The following is a 16,444-nucleotide window of genomic DNA, read 5'->3' on the forward strand; positions in this document are numbered from 1 at the left end:
CGTTTTCAGGGGGTAGCAAAAACAAACGAAAACCATGATATGTTTGCAGAAAAACTTACAAATAACTTACAAAAATATATTCGGATTCAAATATGTAAATGTGAGTGTATATGCTCGTGTATCCATTGCCTTGATACTTCTGATGATTTATGCTTCCACATCGTGGACAATTCATCTTTTTTTGGCAAAGATACCCATCATTTCTCTCTGCCTCTCCACATACGTTTGTGCATCCCCCTCACTTTTACTTCTTTTCCGATACCGAAAACGAGTACGGGAAGTCCGAAGGCTTTGTCCCTCGGTCATGATTCGGGTGATCGGACATTCGAAAGTCGAGCGTACCGCCCGACAGCAAATCCGCATGCTTCACATAGTTTTTGGTGTGCGGTTGTCCGTTCAGATGTAACGATTCCACATAAACATTGTGGGCGTTATTCTCCGGTGCGTTAATAACCATCTGCTTGCCATCCTCGAATGTCAGTATTGCTTTTTTGAACAGTGGAGCTCCCAACACATATTCGTCTGTTCCCGGGCATACGGGATAGAAGCCTAATGCTGAAAAGACGTACCATGCTGATGTTTGTCCGTTATCTTCGTCGCCGCAATATCCGTCGGGAGTCGGCAAATAAAGCTGATCCATCACGCGGCGCAGCCAGTACTGCGCTTTCCAAGGCTCACCGGCGTAGTTGTAGAGATAAATCATGTGTTGGATGGGCTGATTACCATGCGCGTAATTTCCCATATTCATGATCTGCATTTCGCGTATTTCGTGGATCACCGCGCCATAGTAGCTTTCGTCGAACAGTGGCGGAACGGTAAATACCGAGTCGAGCATCGTCACGAACGCCTGACGTCCACCCATCAAATCGATTAGCCCTTGCGGATCGTGGAAGACCGACCACGTATAATGCCAACTGTTCCCTTCCGTAAAAGCATCCCCCCATTTCAAGGGCGAAAATGGCGACATAAACGTACCGTTTTCATTACGTCCGCGCATCAGGTTCGTTTCCTTGTCGAACACATTCCGGTAGTTCATCGCCCGTCGGGCATACTGTGCGATTTCTTTCTTCGGACGTTTCAACGCTTTCGCCAAGGTGTAGATGCACCAGTCGTTATACGCATATTCGAGTGTACGAGCCGTATTCTCCCTGATCTTTACATCGTACGGAACATAGCCCAGCCGATTGTAGTATTCGTGTCCGAGACGCCCTGTCGAAGATACTTTTGGATGTACATGCTCCGTTCCGTGGATTAATCCCTGATACAGTGTCTCCACATCCTCAACCTTTATTCCTTTCATATATGCATCTACGAGTACCGATGCCGAGTTGTTTCCGATCATACAGTCGCGATGTCCCGGGCTTGCCCATTCGGGGAAAAAGCCGCTCTCCTTATAGGTATTAATCAATCCCTCCTGCATTTCTTTGTTCTGCTCCGGAAACATCAGGTTCAGGAACGGGAACAGGCAGCGGAAAGTATCCCAAAAACCCGTGTCGGTGTACATAAATCCGGGCAGTACTTTCCCGTTATACGGGCTGTAGTGCACGATCTTTCCCTCGGCATCCACTTCGTAAAACTTCCGTGGGAAAAGCAGCGAGCGATACAGGCATGAATAGAACGTACGATACTGGTCAAGGCTCCCTCCTTCTACATGGATACGACCAAGTACCTTGTTCCATTCGGCTTTACCCTGCGCAGCTATCGCATCGAAACGATCGTTTCCCAGTTCTTTCAGGTTTTGTTCGGCCTGTTCCGGGCTGATAAAAGACGAAGCGACACGTGCATGGACAATCTCTCCTTTTTTCGTCCGGAAGCCAATCACGGCTCCTGTATGTCCGGCCGTCTGCTCCAATTTGTCCTCGTGCAGCGTTTGATTGGCAAACGTAGCACGGTATGTAAACGGTTTATCGAAGACAATCACAAAATAATTTCTAAAATTCTCCGGTACGCCTCCGCTGTTCTTCGTCGTATAACCGACGATCTTGTTCTCTTCCGGAATCACCCGCACAAACGATCCCTTATCAAAAGCATCGACGACGATATAAGAATGTTCGTTCTCCGGAAACGTAAACCGGAACATCGCAGCCCTTTCGGTTGGCGTCATTTCCGTTACCACATCATGTTCGGCCAGATACACTTTATAATAGTACGGTTTTGCTACTTCCGCTTTATGCGAGAACCAGCTGGCACGTTTGTTTTCATCAAATTCAGGTGCACCTGTCACGGGCATGATCGAAAATTGTCCGTAATCGTTGATCCACGGGCTGGGCTGATGCGTCTGTTTGAATCCCCGTATCTTATGAGCCGTATAGATATACGCCCATCCGTCTCCCATCTTCCCCGTCTGCGGAGTCCAAAAGTTCATCCCCCACGGACGGGCGATGGCCGGATACGTATTGCCTGTAGACAGTTCGTGCACCGATTGTGACCCCATTAACGGATTCACATATTCTACCGGGTCGAACGATTCTGCATTAACCTGAACGATACAACCAAGCAGCATCAAACTTGACGCTATTTTACGGATATTTTGTTTTATCTTTTTCGTCATGATATTATTTTTCTGTTCTTTGAGTGTTTAACTGTTCCAAATATCCCATGCCGCGAACGCTTGCAAAAGAAGCATCTCAAGACCGTTCTTGACAACGGCTCCGCGTTCTTTTCCCTTGCGCATAAACAACGTTTCATCAGGGTTATAGAGTAGATCATAAAGCAGGTGATCAGGGGTTATCCAATCATACGGAATATTCGGACACTCATCGACTTTGGGATACATACCCAGCGGAGTGGTATTGACGATTACTTTATACTGTTCCATAATGGCGGGGGTAAGCTCATCGTAAGTGAATCCGGTATTCTGTTTGGTTCGCGAGACATACGTCGCTCCTACTCCCAACTGTTTGAGCCCATGAAAGACGGCTTTCGATGCTCCGCCCGTTCCGAGGATAAGCGCTTTCGTGTGCGACTCATGCAGTAACGGATCGATCGATTGTTTGAATCCGGTGATATCGGAATTGTGTCCGATCAGTTTGAGTTTTCCAAAATGCCCGCGTTTGAATTTGATGACATTGACTGCACCGATGTTGCGGGCATTTTCCGTGAGGTCATCAAGCAGCGGAATGACTGCCGTTTTATAAGGTAAGGTCACATTCAACCCGCACAAATCGGGATGATCATGTAAGACGTCTTTCAGTTCTCTAATATCTTTAATCTCAAAATTAACGTATTCCGCATCGATATTTTCCGATTGAAACTTCTGATTAAAGAAATTCCGTGAGAAAGAATGTCCCAGCGGATATCCGATTAAGCCGTATTTTTTCATTTGCCGATCGTATTTGAATGTCCGTATTTCGTAGCCGAATAGAGTGAGCAAACCCCTCCGGTGAACGTCCTTACCCGCACGTTCGTAAATCCCTGTTGTTCGAGCAATCGCGCCATCTCACGTCCCTGCGGCATCTTCCGGATCGAGGCAGGCAAATAGCGGTAGGCTGATTTTTCGAGACTGAACCAGCTTCCCACCAGAGGAATAAAAGTCTTCGAATAGAGCGTGTAAAGCTGTTTCATCGGGAAATATTCCGGAGTCGATAACTCCAGTATCCTTAGTTGTCCGTCGGGGCGGAGCACCCGCCCCATTTCCGACAGACCTCGTTCGAGGTTGGCAAAGTTACGTACCCCGAAAGCGACGGTAATGGCATCGAACGAATGGTCGGGGTAAGTCAGCGCCATGCAGTCCTGATGTTCGAAAGAGACGTGGGAAGCATAGCCTGCTTCAGCCGCTTTTCGTCGTCCGACGGCCATCATCTCTTCCGAGAGGTCAGCCGCAACGATTTGCTGCGGCTGCAACCGTCGACACATCAGCAGAGCCAGATCGCCCGTTCCCGAGGCGACATCCAGAATGCGTTGCGGCGAAGAAGGACGAAGTGAATCGACCGTCTTTCTGCGCCACGACCGATCCATGCCGAACGAGAGCATGTGATTCAGCATATCGTACCGTCCGGCAATGGTGTCGAACATCCGCCGAACTTGTGTCCCTTTGTCTTCGTCGCCTGCGTATGGCAACACTCGTTCCACCTCGACCGACATACGTGCCTATTTCTTTTTCAGAAAGTCTTTCACATTCTTTTCAATCCGTCCGAGAAGGTCGTCCGTTGAGGCTTTCACGAACGTTTCGCCGGTGATTTGCTCGTACAACTCGATGTAACGATTCGAAATGCTTTCGACGATCGTCGGTGTCATTTCGGGTACCTGCTGTCCTTCTTTGCCCTGAAATCCGTTTTCCATCAGCCATTCGCGCACAAATTCTTTTGATAATTGGCGTTGCGGCTCGCCTTTGGCTAAACGTTCTTCATACCCTTCGGAGTAAAAATAGCGAGACGAATCGGGCGTATGGATTTCATCGATCAAATAGATATCGCCTTCGTAAGTTCCGAATTCATATTTCGTATCGACAAGGATCAAGCCCCGTTCGGCAGCTATTTGCGTACCCCGTTCAAAGAGCGCGAGCGTATATTTCTCGAGTGTGGCATAATCGGAGCGTGACATCAGCCCTTTCTTGATAATATCTTCTTTTGAAATGTCTTCGTCATGCATCCCCATCTCGGCCTTCGTCGTTGGGGTGATAATCGGTTCGGGGAATTTTTGGTTCTCCTGCATTCCGTCGGGAATTTTTACGCCGCAAATCTCGCGCACCCCATTCTTATAGGCACGCCACGCGCTGCCACAGAGATAACCGCGTACAATCATTTCGACCGGAAATCCTTTGCATTGTAAGCCGACGGTAACCATCGGATCGGGCGTAGCCAGTTTCCAGTTCGGGCAGATATCTTTCGTCGCATCCAGAAATTTAGCCGCAATCTGGTTCAACATCTGACCTTTGTAAGGAATCCCCTCGGGCAGTACGACATCAAACGCCGAAATGCGATCGGTTACGACCATGACGAGTGTTTCGTCGTGAATGTTATATACATCGCGAACTTTGCCGTGATAAACACTTTTTTGTCCGGAGAATTGAAATTCTGTTTTGACTAATGCTTTCATATAATCTGTATATAAAGAAGTTATTTGTTTCGTTGGGTTGTTGATTCCTGTGCTTCGGGTTGTTTGTCGTTTTTCTCGTATGCTTCGACAATGCGCTGCACAAGCTTATGTCGCACAATATCTTTCTTTTCGAATTCCACCTTCCCGATACCCTGTACTTTACGAAGCACCTGCATGGCATGTACCAATCCCGAAGCGGCTTGAGGAGGAAGATCGATCTGGGTTACATCGCCCGTAACGATCATTTTGGCATTCAGACCGAGACGGGTAAGAAACATTTTGATCTGATGTTTTGTCGTATTTTGCGCCTCGTCGAGGATAATGACGGCATCATTCAGCGTCCGCCCACGCATAAAAGCCAGCGGGGCTATCTGAATGACGTTGTGTTCCATATATTCCCTGAGTTTAGCCGGAGGAATCATTTCCTGCAACGCGTCGTAGAGCGGTTGGAGGTACGGGTCGAGCTTATCTTTCATTTCGCCGGGCAGAAAGCCTAACTTCTCACCGGCTTCGACTGCCGGACGGCTGAGGATGATTTTTCTCACCTGTTTGCTCTTCAGTGCTTTTACAGCCAGAGCAATGGCGACGAATGTTTTTCCGGATCCTGCGGGCCCGATCGCAAACGTCAGATCGTTTTCTTCAAAACTTTTGGCCAGCAATTGCTGATTGGCCGAACGTGCGACAATCGCTCTGCCATTGACACCGTGGATAATTAGGTGTTCCTGTTTGGCCGAAGTCACCTCTTTTCCTTTGACGATATCGGTTAATATTTCTTCGGAAAGCGTATTGTATTCTTCGCAATACTTTTCGATTTCTTTGATTTTGCGGAGAAAAGTATCCAGTTCGTCTTCGTCGCCGATAATCTTCATGATGTTTCCTCGTGCCACAATCCGAAGTTTGGGATACAGCGTCTTAAGCAATTGCATATTGACATTGTTCACGCCGTAAAATGCAACCGGATCTACATTGTCCAAAATATACGTTCGTTCAATCATACGTAAACGTGTTCCTTTTCGTCTTTTGTCTTATACCGGATTTTGAAACTACAAAAGTACGAATAATTGTAGATTGTACGATATGATTCGAACAAAATATCATCATGCCCGAACCGCATATTAGAGGATGAGTTGTCTTTTCACAAGAAACCGGCATACTGTCTATGTATGTAAAATATTTGAATCAATAAAACGTCGTTCTTCCTCATTCAGATTATACATCTCGTAAACGAGCCGATCTATCTTGGCATCCAGTTCCTCGTTCTCCGATTTATGCACATCGGATGTACGTTTGTTGACAAGCGATATGACTTCCGACTCGACCTTGATATTGGGTACCGGTATTTTCAAGGCTTCGAGGGTGAGGACACTGATCTGCATATCACCGTTGGGGAGATGCGGCGCATCTTGCAACATGTATCTTCCGAGCTTGGAATTAAGCACTCCAAGCAGGTATTTGAGATGTTGCCCTGTCGCGAAACAAGTCGTGTCTAATGTAGCGCATCCCCGGTAGTCGAGGCAAAAGGCTGAAGCAGACGTTTCGCGTTTCCAAACAATTTTCTGCTGCGTAAAGTCGTCCCATTCATTGCTGGCTGCGTAGTTCTGCAAGGCATACCACTCGAATGAGACACCGACCTCTGCCGCATCCCGTGCAGCAAGTTTACTCCTGTATGCGGCCAGATGTTCGTAAATGACTGGATATTGCTGTCGGAATCGCTGTTCGGCGCGTTCAGAAGCCGTTGTGATAGTTCGGTCATAAAGCAGGGGAAAATGCCAAGGGACATAGATAAGCCACTGGTCGGATTTTTCGGGGATGTAACGCCGGATATCTTCTCCTTTTAGCAAAGGTTTGAGGATATCGACATTTTTGTAATCGGCCAGAATAAATTCGTCCTTCGTGGCTCCGTCGATGATAAAAGCTTCATCGAGGCCTGTTCTGATACCCGAATACAATTGGATATCCCATGCTTCGAGAGGGGTTCCGGTCTGTTCTATTTTTCCCCGGATATGTTTCTCCGTTTCCGTGAGGATGACGAAACTGGTCGTAGACGAAGACGCGGATTGCGTTTCATCTGTAGCCGTCTCGGCCGAGGCATACGTTGCATGGTCATTCAGATACCGTTCCCAGTCGGAGGTTTGCGGATCAAAATCACTTTTGACGCAGCAATTCAATGTTCGATGCCGGTTGAGGGCTTTCTGGAGGATAACAATGCCATGATCGGCCAACGTTTTATCGATCTTACAGCTGTCGCTGAATTCGATCATGAGCAGCGGGTTCGTCTCTTCCATGAGATATTGACGCATCTTGCTGGCCTGAACAGATTTCATCCATCCGTTCGACGTGATGTAAGAAAGGTAATATTCGGGTTTAAGCAGTTTATTGCCGAGTTCGTAAAAGAGGCTGGAGACTTCGCCCGTGCGTTTATAAGCCCGGTAGTTAAGCTGTTTATAGATATCGATCGGTTCGCTCCCGATCTGTACGAGTGTATCCGGCGGATTCCCAATGATCAGATGGAAGCCGATGAAATCGGCTGATTCATCCAGCAATTGTGGGAAGTCGCAATGCCATTCGATGGCATGTTTAAAAATCGGATTGTTCTTGGAGTCTTCGATTTTTTGCTTGTATTTATCCACCATCGACTGTGCATCGAGCAGGCGGGCTTTCACAACTTTGACTTCTTCTTGGTTCATTTCGAAAAGACTTGGCGCTTTGAGCGTTGCCAATTCGCGTTGCCAACGGAACAATTCTTCGTTGTTTTTATCATCCCACGTGATTTCCATCAACAACTTTCGCTTAATCGCTGCCAGCATCTGCGCTGCCGTATTTTTCTCTTCCGGAGTGCGGGCTTTTTTATAATCGTCAGCCAGCATTTTATATTCGCTTACCGAATACCCGATACGTTGGAAGACGGGCTTGAGGTCGTCGTATATGGAGATCCGGCTGACGAGGGCATCCCCACATCGCAGATTAGGCTCAATAAGAGGCAGAGAAAGAAGCTGACAGTCTTCCCGGCATAGATGTTTGAGTACTTCGACCCAAAGACGGATGCGCGCGATGGTTACGGCAATCGGGTCGATATCGACGCCGAAGAGGCAATGTTCGATCAGGGTCTGTTTTTCTTTCATCAACGTGTCTTGAATGCGTCGGCTCTCGGGAGTGTCCGCTGTCAGTTCGATGGTTTCGGACCGTCGCTTATCGCGTACAACGAGTTTCCCGTCGTGTACGAGTATTCGGTACGGAAAAAGCGGGTTGCCGTCTCTGTCGGACAGGATGCCGAGTTGCGATTTGACGGCAATCATTTCGTTGAGCGACTGTATCAGGAAAAAGCCGGATCCCATGGCCGGATCGCAGATGCGGATGGCGTTGAAGGTTTCGTTGGCTTCGTCGGGATGGTTGGCGATGCGGCACGACAGTTCGGTCAGATCGGTGTACCGGCTGCCGATGGATTCGTTGAACATACGCAGTACGGTGCGCCGTATTCCGTCGTGACACATGTATGCCCCCACACAGGGCGCAACAGTTTTGTTCCGGTCTAATTTCGCGATTACAAACTCTAAAACAGTCAGCGCTTGCGCCCAAGTCAGATCACCCTCCCGGCATAGTTGCTGCATAGCCGAAGCGACTTCTTCGAGCGCCGGCTTCCAGTTTTTCGCATCGCGCTGCGTCAGGAGATATTGCACCTGATCTTTGATTTCGCGCAACCCCAGCCGCTGAAGAAAAGCCGCATAATAAGGGCGTTGGAGAAAAGAAGTTGACACGGGCTGTTCGTTGCTTTCCGAAGCAGTGTCAAAAGGTATATTGAGAGGCAACTGTTCTTTTTCAAACATCATTTTTATTCCAAATTTTCAGGATGACTTGACAAAGGTAACAAAAAAATACCGTACCTTTGTTTAACTTAATTCAAAAAAAATCATTGTTATGTTTAAGAAAGAGACTTATATTCAACGACGGGAAGCCCTGAAAAAAGTCGTGGGGTCGGGTTTGTTACTGTTTCTCGGAAACGATGAAGCGAGTTGTAACTACGAAGATAACACGTATCCTTTCCGGCAGGATTCGACATTTCTGTACTTTTTCGGACTGCCATATGCCGGATTGACTGCCGTCATTGACATCGACGAGAGCAAAGAGATCATCTTCGGCGATGAACTGACCATGGACGCCATCGTTTGGATGGGAACACAGCCGACATTGCACGAGAAAAGCGAAGCGGCAGGGATTACGAACGTGCAACCTTCGGGACAAGTGGCGACATACCTGAAAAGCGCCCTTGAGAAAGGTCAAACGATTCACTATCTGCCCGGCTATCGCGCCGAACATAAAATCAAACTCTGGAGCCTGCTCGGTATAGAGCCCGGCGCCGAAAAACCTTCCGTTGCGTTTATCCGCGGCGTTGTCAACCTACGTAACTACAAGACGGACGAAGAAATCGCAGAAATCGAAAAAGCGTGTAACGTAACGGCCGATATGCACCTGAGGGCAATGCGGATGGTTCGGCCGGGAATACGCGAGTGCGAGGTGGCGGCCGCCATTCAGGAAGTAGCGGCTTCGCACAATTACGGGTTATCGTTCCCGATCATCGCAACGGTCAACGGTCAGACGCTTCACAACCATGACCACGGAAACATGGTGAAAAGCGGCGATTTATTCCTCGTCGACGCCGGTGCGGAGACGGAAATGGGATATGCCGGCGACTTCTCTTCGACCGTGCCGGCCGACAAGAAATACACGACCCGCCAGCGTGAAGTCTACGAAATTCAGGTAGCCGGCCACGAAGCAGCCGTAGCCGCCCTGCGGCCCGGTATTCGTTTTGAAGAAGTTTACGATTTGTCGGCAGCAACGATTGTCGACGGACTGAAAAATATCGGACTGATGAAAGGAGATGCTGTCGAAGCCGTGCAGGCCGGAGCGCATGCGCTCTTCTTTCCGCACGGACTGGGGCACATGATGGGACTCGATGTGCACGATATGGAAAATCTCGGCGAAGTTTATGTCGGGTACAATGAGAAGCCGAAGAGCAAGCAGTTCGGACGTAAATCGTTGCGACTGGCCCGCGAACTGGAGGCCGGTTTCGTATTGACCATCGAGCCGGGCATATACTTTATTCCCGAACTGATCGACCGCTGGAAGAGCGAAAAGATGTTCGAGGAATTTATTAACTACGACAAGGTTGTTACATACAAAGATTTCGGCGGCATCCGTAACGAAGAAGATTATCTTATTACGCCTGACGGATCGAAGTTGTTGGGCAAAAAAATTGACCGCAGCGTTGCTGCCGTCGAGGCTTTACGAGAAGGCTAAACGCCGATACTGTTTCATCAGGAAACAGGCAGGGAAGGCAGACCGTTCGAGGTATTCGCCTTCCCTGCTTTTCTATTTTCATAGCGGTGGAGAATCACGGAGGTACCGTTGTTTCTAATAAATCATAGTTGTGATTTAATTTGTCTCCCGCAAGTTGTTTTCGCATACGGCTATTTACTCAGCAGTTCCAATACCTTTTCGAACTTCCTTGACCCATTTTTCGTTTACCCATTTAAAGATAAGATGTTTAAATTTGATTCTCTCATCTTTCAGGCCGGCCTCTTCGAACATGGATTCGTAACTCATATCGAAAGGAATGCTGCCGATACGCATTTCGATCGATGTGCCTTTACGTGGAAGCAGATGTTGAAAAACGATCCGGTTTTCGAATAAATCCTGAAGGATGCCCTTTTCCTTTTCGTCGAGATGCGACGTTTCGAAGAAGTCATCGAGTTGCACATTGTAAATATCCGGACAATAATACAAGTCTTCGCTCAGATTACCGTTTTCGTATAGATAGAAATTGACATCTCCGTGTCCTTCATCTTTGTTTACCGCAACGAGTTTTCGTCCGTCTTTGAGATTCCAGTAACAGATTTCGTATTTGTAACCTTCCAGAAAATAATAGAATGCGGAGAGATAACCGTTTCGTTCGTCGCACAGCTCAATATAGGCGTAAGTACCGTCATAATTTTCGACGTTTATATTCGGCTGTTGACCGATGGTTTTAAGCATTTCCTTTCGCTTTTCAAGCGTAAAATCCGGATGTCCGAACGCGTTGTCGGGCAGCATCAGAAAAATATCTTTGATGTTTGTTTTCCTGTTGGTCGGTTTGTTGTTCTGCGCCGCTATGCCGACCATGGACAAGAGACATAACAAGATACACAGTATTCGTTTCATCTGTTTTTTAATGTTTAAAGCATGAATAGATACGGGGAGAATTGTCGTTACGTTACCTCTCCTCCCCGATACCTGTTTATTCGATATATTCCCATTTATATTCATTCTGCGGAGTCGCTTTCCGTACTTGAATATCGACTTGTATTTTTTGATGCGCCATCAGCGTAAGTCCGTTAAACAAATATTCCCGACTTTTTTTCTTGGCTTCCTCCAAATCGGCGTTTTGCAACTCGGAAGGCACGTGATTACGATTCTCCCATACGGCCTTTTCTTCGTTCCAAAAGACTTGAGGCAAAGCGTCGTCGTATCGATAGAAAGAGAATTGATGATCGTTTTCGATTACGATTCCATGGTCTGCAAACGATTCTACTCCGAGCAACTTTTCGCCTGTAGTCAGATCGTATACCCACAGCATGCGTATGGTTCCCGTGCCTTCGCTGGCCAGTATTGCATTGCCAACGACGTTCTCGAAAGCAAGAACCGTACCTTCGATCTTAAACTGTTTGTATGACGCGTTTTTAGGCTGCATGTTGAGGGTGTTATACATACCTCCGTCCGTATTGACGATTCCCCCTTCGACAATGCGAACCTTGTCGTCTTCAAATACAATTTCCTCTCCGGGTTTGAGTGCAGGCAGTTTCAGGGTTTGTTCGACCGATGCTACCTGCGTACTGTCGGCCGCACCGTCCGATGTCGTTGCTCCCGTGTTTTTACAACTTATCAGCAAGACGGTCCATACCACCATGCCCCAATTAAACATTCGCTGTTTCATTTTTCTTTTCATATTGAAAGATAAGAGTCGTGAGGGGGAGGTAGCGGATATTTTTATGATACAGTGCTTTTATTCGCTATCCTCCCCCGAGCCCGATTTATCCGATTATTTTTTCTCCGGTGTTTGCGCTCCATAATCTTTCACGGCGCCAAATAAATTACGCGCTTTCTCCCATGGGTATTTATTGGCAAACATGCTGACGCGCGTCGTACTCGTACCTTGCTGGTTAAGTCCGAGAAAACGGTTCAACTGGTTGGCCGACGAGTTGGCGTCGTAGTTCTCGGAGGTCGATATTTTCAATTCGGTGAAACCTTTCAGGTAGGGAGCATCTATGGCCGAAATGAACGACTGGTCAAACGGCATTTCTTTATTCCCTTCGTATTTCGGTCCGATTTCTTCGGCTTCTTCGATACGGGATGCCGGCACATTGATCGGTGCGGAACTGTCGCAGATTTCAAGGTCGTACTTGTTCCCCAGAAAATAATTGTTATACAAATTGCTTTGCTTCAATTTCTCGTATTCTTTTTTGTTTTCATATCGGCAACGTTCCACTCCGCACCGGGCATTGAACGCAAAGATGTTGTTATACACGTTGATGGTACGGATACCGTTCATAAAACGGAAACCCTGTCCCATCGTTTCAAACTCTTTGGTGATCGGCCACGAAAACAGCACGGTGTTATGATGGAAATCGAGCGATATTTCGTTTTCTCTGCCGGATGCCAGCGTTCCCCATATTTCGCAGGCGGCATAACGGTTGGCCACAAACACGTTATTGCAGACTTCGATATGCCCGGCTCCCATGCCTCCTTGCAGCCCGAAGTTACGGCAGTTCACAAACACACAGTTCGTTATTTTTACTTTCCCCTCAACGGTCAAATGCAACGCACGCCAATCGGCTTTCGATATTCCCACCGAATTTCCGGCTTGCGCATCGGGGTGAATCAACATGCCGGTAAGTACTTCCTTGTTGGGAGTACCGGTTCTGGGATCATTCACATCGGGTTTGTAGTATTGGATAAACTCCCCGCCATCGAACGTGAATCCGTCGACTACGACTTCGCCGGCCGGACGTTTATCACCGTAAGCCCGACGGGCTGTGATATGAAACAGGGCCGCCCCGATGCTGCGCGGCGATTTTTCGTTGGGCTGAATTTTAGTAATGTATTTGACTGGGTCACGTTCTGAAAAATCCAACGAATAGCCTCCGTAAAACTTCAGGAACTTTCCGTTATCGGCGCCGTTCCCGAACCGGCCGCATTCAATATACCCTCTGTCCATATTGCCCAGATAATTGCCTTCGGCGACCAGAATGGCAGACCCTTCTTCGGCGAGATCGATGGCTTTTTGCAGATCTTTCAAAGGCGTATCTTTACTGAGTCCGTCGGCACGTACACTGCCGTTGGGACTTACATAGTAGGTTTTACCTGACGAGACGGCGGCTTGTACCGTTATGCTATTCTCTCCTACTCTGTCGGCAGTTCTGCCGGCATCTCCGTTTCTTCCCTGACGGTCCAAAACTCGTGCTTGAGTCGGTACAGCTATTCCCAACAAAAGCACCACTGCAAAATAATTCATGTTTTTCTTCATCTTGATTGTTTTTTAAAAAGATTTTTTATTCTCTTAATTATTATAATGCGTTTGCATGAACAGTACATCATGATGGATTCGCTATTTATTGTATTCACGCATCAACGGATCGTTCGACTTCAGTTGTGCGTCGTATATCTTTTCGTAAATAGCGTATCGGTCTTTGTAATTCTTCTCTGCCAGCGCTATTTTGATCAAGCTCGTTGTCGGACTGTTGGGAAAAGCTTTACCGAAACGCATCCATTCGGCTTTCAGATCGGGATCGAGTTTCCCTGTTTCGTCAGCGATAGACGTATTATCCGTCCCCGTTGTGTAAACGTTTTGGAGAAATTGATAATCTTCCGCAAGCACTTTGAAAAAGCCGATATGATCGGGATATTTATTCGCGAATGCTTCGCATCGGGCGATCAGGTCTCCCAATTCTCGCCAGGTAACGATTAAACTCGCATCGGCAACCACATTTTCAGCGTCTCTCAGTAATTGCCAATACTCCTGATAGGATGCCGGCAATTGTTTGAGATAGTTTTCGAAAAGAGCCGCACTCGGTGCAATCGAAACGATTCCCTCGCCCATTTCCTTAAATTCCAAACCGACCTCCCTATAAGACCTTTCCTTTTGTTTAATGGAATCGTGCGGTTCGATGTGATCTCCATTCTCATTCATCCGATATTCATAATAATGTTCCAGATAACCGAATTCCTTTTCGTTAAGATTTTCCAGTTCCACATATAAAAACGTAGTGAAATCATTGAAAAGGCCTGCTTTTTCATCATCCGTGGCATGTTTGAATTTCAGGTCGGTAATCTGTCGGTGTAGACCGATACGTTCCAACTCATTATCCGAAGCAATCAGTTTTTTTTCGAGACTATCTATAAGCATCGTCTCTTGAGTGACAATGCTTTCGGTATTTTCTCCCGATTGTCCCAACGAGGTCATATTCTTGCAGGAAGTCCATAGAAACACTCCTACCAATAAATAAATCATTGTTTTCATTGTCTTTTCTGTATGTATTTCTGTTTTTATTCTCTTATTATTAGTCTGCGAATTGTTGTAATGAGCTTTTAAAAGCGACGTATTGCTTTTTGTAGCGATCGTACGCTTTCCGATTCTTATACTTGATCCCGACAACCCACACCGTATTTTCGATTTCGTTGCGAGTCTCCTGATAGCTGCGTACATAGCTACCGTCTTTAGCTCCGATCGTCCAATAGGTAACGGTCTGGTTCGCGGCCTTTTTAACCTTTCTATCTCCTTCTTTTTCATTCGGCCGAAGGGCAATATCGGTCGGTTCGCCTCCCCATTGAGGCGAGAAGATATAAAACTCGACTTCTCCATCGGGAGAGGTGAAGAACGCACTGTCGAACTGATCATCCTCGGCACTTCCGGATCCCATCGATCCTTGGGCGGTGAAGTCGGACGGATATTTCACTTCAAACCATGCTCCCCTATAAGTTTGGTCTTGTGCCGACAAATGCAAGAAGAATATTGCGGCAACGACTGTACATAAAATTTTTCTTATCATCTTTTTTCGGTTATGATGTATGTTTTCGGAGAAAAAGTTAATCTAATCCTTTAAACGGATGATCAAATGCTATCGCTCGCACACGCACATAGATACTGGAACACTCGCTTACGATAAAATATTTGCCTTCGCTCGATTCTTTCGGGTCTTTGGTCTTTACCAAAGCGATCGGATCGGGTCTTTCTTTTCCTTTTGTCAGCACTAAAAGTTTGACGATAGGAGCCTGATAATCGTTTGAATATCCATATCCCCGTCCTTCGTCTACGATCACTTCTACCGTGTAGGGTTTGGTCGGGCTGTAACCATTTTCGAAGGTAGCCCCTTTCAGATAAGCCGCCATCTGGTAAGGACGTGAAGAATCATCATTGTTGAACAAGAGTCTCAGCTGTCTGACCGCGCTGCTTTTTTCACCTGAATTCGTATTCGTACTGTTCAGATTAATGCATTCCATCCCTATCCTTTGATTACGGCGAAACATTTCATAGGCCATGACCTGCAAGGCCACGGCTCCGTGGGGTTCCTTGCCGATTTTCTCACGCACTTCTCTGAACTCTTGGACCGTAGCAGGAAAGCGGTTAAACGTAACCGAACCTTTTTGCCCTTTAACCAACTTTTGATGATCGATCGTACCCTCTATCTTCACATCGATATCGGGCAAATTCTTCGGTTTCTCCCCTCCCGGCTCATTTTTATCACATGCTCCTAATGAGAGCAACATCACGCTTGCTACTGCAAGCATCCATCCATTAAACTGGTTTAATACATTTTGTTTCATTTCTTTGTAGTCTTTTTAGTTATACATCTATCGCAATACATAATCGTGTATCATTTTGTTTGATTCTTTTTTCCGGTTTCGGCGGACTCCACCGGAGCAGATTCAGAAGTCGAAAAAGAAGAAGGCAACGGCTGCCCATTCTTTTTTCACTCCCGATGCTTTGCCGATGCTGGCATTGTTGCTGTTACGTACCGTACCGTCGGTATCGATCTTACCAAGATACTTGTTACTGCGGTCACGCACGGTGCCATCGGAATTGATTCGTCCGATTTCCGCATGACTGCGATCGCGTACGATGCCGTCGGAAGAGATTATACCGATTTGCCTGTTACTTCGGTCACAAATCGTACCGTCGGCTTTGATTCTCCCTACTTCCGCATGGCTTCGATTGCGGATTGTCCCATCGGAGCTGATGCTTCCAATCTGTTGATTATTATTACCACGCAGCACCTGTGCGCTGGTTTGCTGCGGCATTGCAATCCATGCCATCAGGCATGCCGCAAGGATATACATCTTTTTTCTCATCATCGATTTATTCTATCAGTTATTCATA

Annotated in this window: 14 protein-coding genes; 1 reads left to right on the forward strand and 13 read right to left on the reverse strand. The window is 47.0% G+C overall.

The genetic code is table 11. The features are described 5' to 3' along the window. Positions 1–244 precede the first annotated feature (244 nt). The 6 genes from ACTTKA_RS06185 to ACTTKA_RS06210 all read right to left on the reverse strand — a co-directional run bounded on the left by ACTTKA_RS06185 (position 245) and on the right by ACTTKA_RS06210 (position 8,864). The gene (locus ACTTKA_RS06185; protein WP_442724380.1) at positions 245–2,503 is read right to left on the reverse strand and encodes a GH92 family glycosyl hydrolase; all 2,259 of its coding nucleotides are present in this window, start codon (positions 2,501–2,503) and stop codon (positions 245–247) included. Positions 2,504–2,578: 75 nt separating this feature from the next. Further along, a complete protein-coding gene (locus ACTTKA_RS06190) occupies positions 2,579–3,322 on the reverse strand; it encodes a shikimate dehydrogenase family protein (protein WP_442713279.1) in 744 nt (247 codons plus the stop codon). Next, positions 3,319–4,083 (reverse strand): bifunctional demethylmenaquinone methyltransferase/2-methoxy-6-polyprenyl-1,4-benzoquinol methylase UbiE, encoded by a 765-nt coding sequence (ubiE, locus tag ACTTKA_RS06195; RefSeq protein ID WP_442724350.1) that lies wholly within the window; start codon positions 4,081–4,083, stop codon positions 3,319–3,321. The genes ACTTKA_RS06190 and ubiE overlap by 4 nt, the downstream gene beginning before the upstream one ends. 6 nt (positions 4,084–4,089) lie before the next feature. Beyond that, positions 4,090–5,037: a phosphoribosylaminoimidazolesuccinocarboxamide synthase gene (locus tag ACTTKA_RS06200; RefSeq protein WP_442713277.1), complete on the reverse strand. Its 948-nt coding sequence runs from the start codon at positions 5,035–5,037 to the stop codon at positions 4,090–4,092. Positions 5,038–5,057: 20 nt separating this feature from the next. Further along, positions 5,058–6,032 (reverse strand): PhoH family protein, encoded by a 975-nt coding sequence (locus ACTTKA_RS06205; protein WP_442724351.1) that lies wholly within the window; start codon positions 6,030–6,032, stop codon positions 5,058–5,060. A gap of 162 nt (positions 6,033–6,194) precedes the next feature. Beyond that, the gene (locus ACTTKA_RS06210; RefSeq protein WP_442724352.1) at positions 6,195–8,864 is read right to left on the reverse strand and encodes an Eco57I restriction-modification methylase domain-containing protein; all 2,670 of its coding nucleotides are present in this window, start codon (positions 8,862–8,864) and stop codon (positions 6,195–6,197) included. Positions 8,865–8,952: 88 nt separating this feature from the next. On the opposite strand from ACTTKA_RS06210, the gene ACTTKA_RS06215 reads away from it, so the two are divergent. Further along, positions 8,953–10,332, forward strand: a complete 1,380-nt coding sequence (locus ACTTKA_RS06215; protein WP_442724353.1) for an aminopeptidase P family protein — start codon at positions 8,953–8,955, stop codon at positions 10,330–10,332. A gap of 174 nt (positions 10,333–10,506) precedes the next feature. Here the strand turns inward: ACTTKA_RS06215 and ACTTKA_RS06220 are convergent, their stop codons facing one another. The 7 genes from ACTTKA_RS06220 to ACTTKA_RS06250 all read right to left on the reverse strand — a co-directional run bounded on the left by ACTTKA_RS06220 (position 10,507) and on the right by ACTTKA_RS06250 (position 16,419). Further along, the gene (locus tag ACTTKA_RS06220; protein WP_442724354.1) at positions 10,507–11,232 is read right to left on the reverse strand and encodes a hypothetical protein; all 726 of its coding nucleotides are present in this window, start codon (positions 11,230–11,232) and stop codon (positions 10,507–10,509) included. A 76-nt stretch (positions 11,233–11,308) separates the two neighbouring features. Beyond that, on the reverse strand, positions 11,309–12,004 hold the full coding sequence (locus ACTTKA_RS06225; RefSeq protein WP_442724355.1) for a hypothetical protein: 696 nt from the start codon (positions 12,002–12,004) through the stop codon (positions 11,309–11,311). A 105-nt stretch (positions 12,005–12,109) separates the two neighbouring features. Next, the gene (locus ACTTKA_RS06230) at positions 12,110–13,594 is read right to left on the reverse strand and encodes a right-handed parallel beta-helix repeat-containing protein (protein WP_442724356.1); all 1,485 of its coding nucleotides are present in this window, start codon (positions 13,592–13,594) and stop codon (positions 12,110–12,112) included. An 81-nt stretch (positions 13,595–13,675) separates the two neighbouring features. Continuing rightward, positions 13,676–14,587 carry a hypothetical protein gene (locus tag ACTTKA_RS06235; RefSeq protein ID WP_442724357.1) on the reverse strand — a complete coding sequence of 304 codons (912 nt, stop codon included), beginning with the start codon at positions 14,585–14,587 and terminating at the stop codon, positions 13,676–13,678. A gap of 40 nt (positions 14,588–14,627) precedes the next feature. After that, positions 14,628–15,116 carry a hypothetical protein gene (locus ACTTKA_RS06240; protein WP_442713270.1) on the reverse strand — a complete coding sequence of 163 codons (489 nt, stop codon included), beginning with the start codon at positions 15,114–15,116 and terminating at the stop codon, positions 14,628–14,630. A 37-nt stretch (positions 15,117–15,153) separates the two neighbouring features. Next, complete coding sequence (locus ACTTKA_RS06245) at positions 15,154–15,891, reverse strand: DUF6935 domain-containing protein (RefSeq protein ID WP_442724358.1); 738 nt, start codon at positions 15,889–15,891, stop codon at positions 15,154–15,156. A gap of 102 nt (positions 15,892–15,993) precedes the next feature. Continuing rightward, on the reverse strand, positions 15,994–16,419 hold the full coding sequence (locus tag ACTTKA_RS06250) for a 5-fold beta-flower protein (protein ID WP_442724359.1): 426 nt from the start codon (positions 16,417–16,419) through the stop codon (positions 15,994–15,996). Positions 16,420–16,444: the final 25 nt, after the last annotated feature.

It is taken from the genome of Tannerella sp., assembly GCF_052170195.1.
Lineage (GTDB): Bacteria > Bacteroidota > Bacteroidia > Bacteroidales > Tannerellaceae > Tannerella.

Bases quoted from the DNA above. Each gene is read 5' to 3' on its own strand.
- ACTTKA_RS06185 (WP_442724380.1), bottom strand. From the start codon at position 2,503: ATGCTGCTTGGTTGTATCGTTCAGGTTAATGCAGAATCGTTCGACCCG.
- ACTTKA_RS06190 (WP_442713279.1), bottom strand. From the start codon at position 3,322: ATGAAAAAATACGGCTTAATCGGATATCCGCTGGGACATTCTTTCTCA.
- ubiE (WP_442724350.1), bottom strand. From the start codon at position 4,083: ATGTCGGTCGAGGTGGAACGAGTGTTGCCATACGCAGGCGACGAAGAC.
- ACTTKA_RS06200 (WP_442713277.1), bottom strand. From the start codon at position 5,037: ATGAAAGCATTAGTCAAAACAGAATTTCAATTCTCCGGACAAAAAAGT.
- ACTTKA_RS06205 (WP_442724351.1), bottom strand. From the start codon at position 6,032: ATGATTGAACGAACGTATATTTTGGACAATGTAGATCCGGTTGCATTT.
- ACTTKA_RS06210 (WP_442724352.1), bottom strand. From the start codon at position 8,864: ATGATGTTTGAAAAAGAACAGTTGCCTCTCAATATACCTTTTGACACT.
- ACTTKA_RS06215 (WP_442724353.1), top strand. From the start codon at position 8,953: ATGTTTAAGAAAGAGACTTATATTCAACGACGGGAAGCCCTGAAAAAA.
- ACTTKA_RS06220 (WP_442724354.1), bottom strand. From the start codon at position 11,232: ATGAAACGAATACTGTGTATCTTGTTATGTCTCTTGTCCATGGTCGGC.
- ACTTKA_RS06225 (WP_442724355.1), bottom strand. From the start codon at position 12,004: ATGAAACAGCGAATGTTTAATTGGGGCATGGTGGTATGGACCGTCTTG.
- ACTTKA_RS06230 (WP_442724356.1), bottom strand. From the start codon at position 13,594: ATGAAGAAAAACATGAATTATTTTGCAGTGGTGCTTTTGTTGGGAATA.
- ACTTKA_RS06235 (WP_442724357.1), bottom strand. From the start codon at position 14,587: ATGAAAACAATGATTTATTTATTGGTAGGAGTGTTTCTATGGACTTCC.
- ACTTKA_RS06240 (WP_442713270.1), bottom strand. From the start codon at position 15,116: ATGATAAGAAAAATTTTATGTACAGTCGTTGCCGCAATATTCTTCTTG.
- ACTTKA_RS06245 (WP_442724358.1), bottom strand. From the start codon at position 15,891: ATGAAACAAAATGTATTAAACCAGTTTAATGGATGGATGCTTGCAGTA.
- ACTTKA_RS06250 (WP_442724359.1), bottom strand. From the start codon at position 16,419: ATGATGAGAAAAAAGATGTATATCCTTGCGGCATGCCTGATGGCATGG.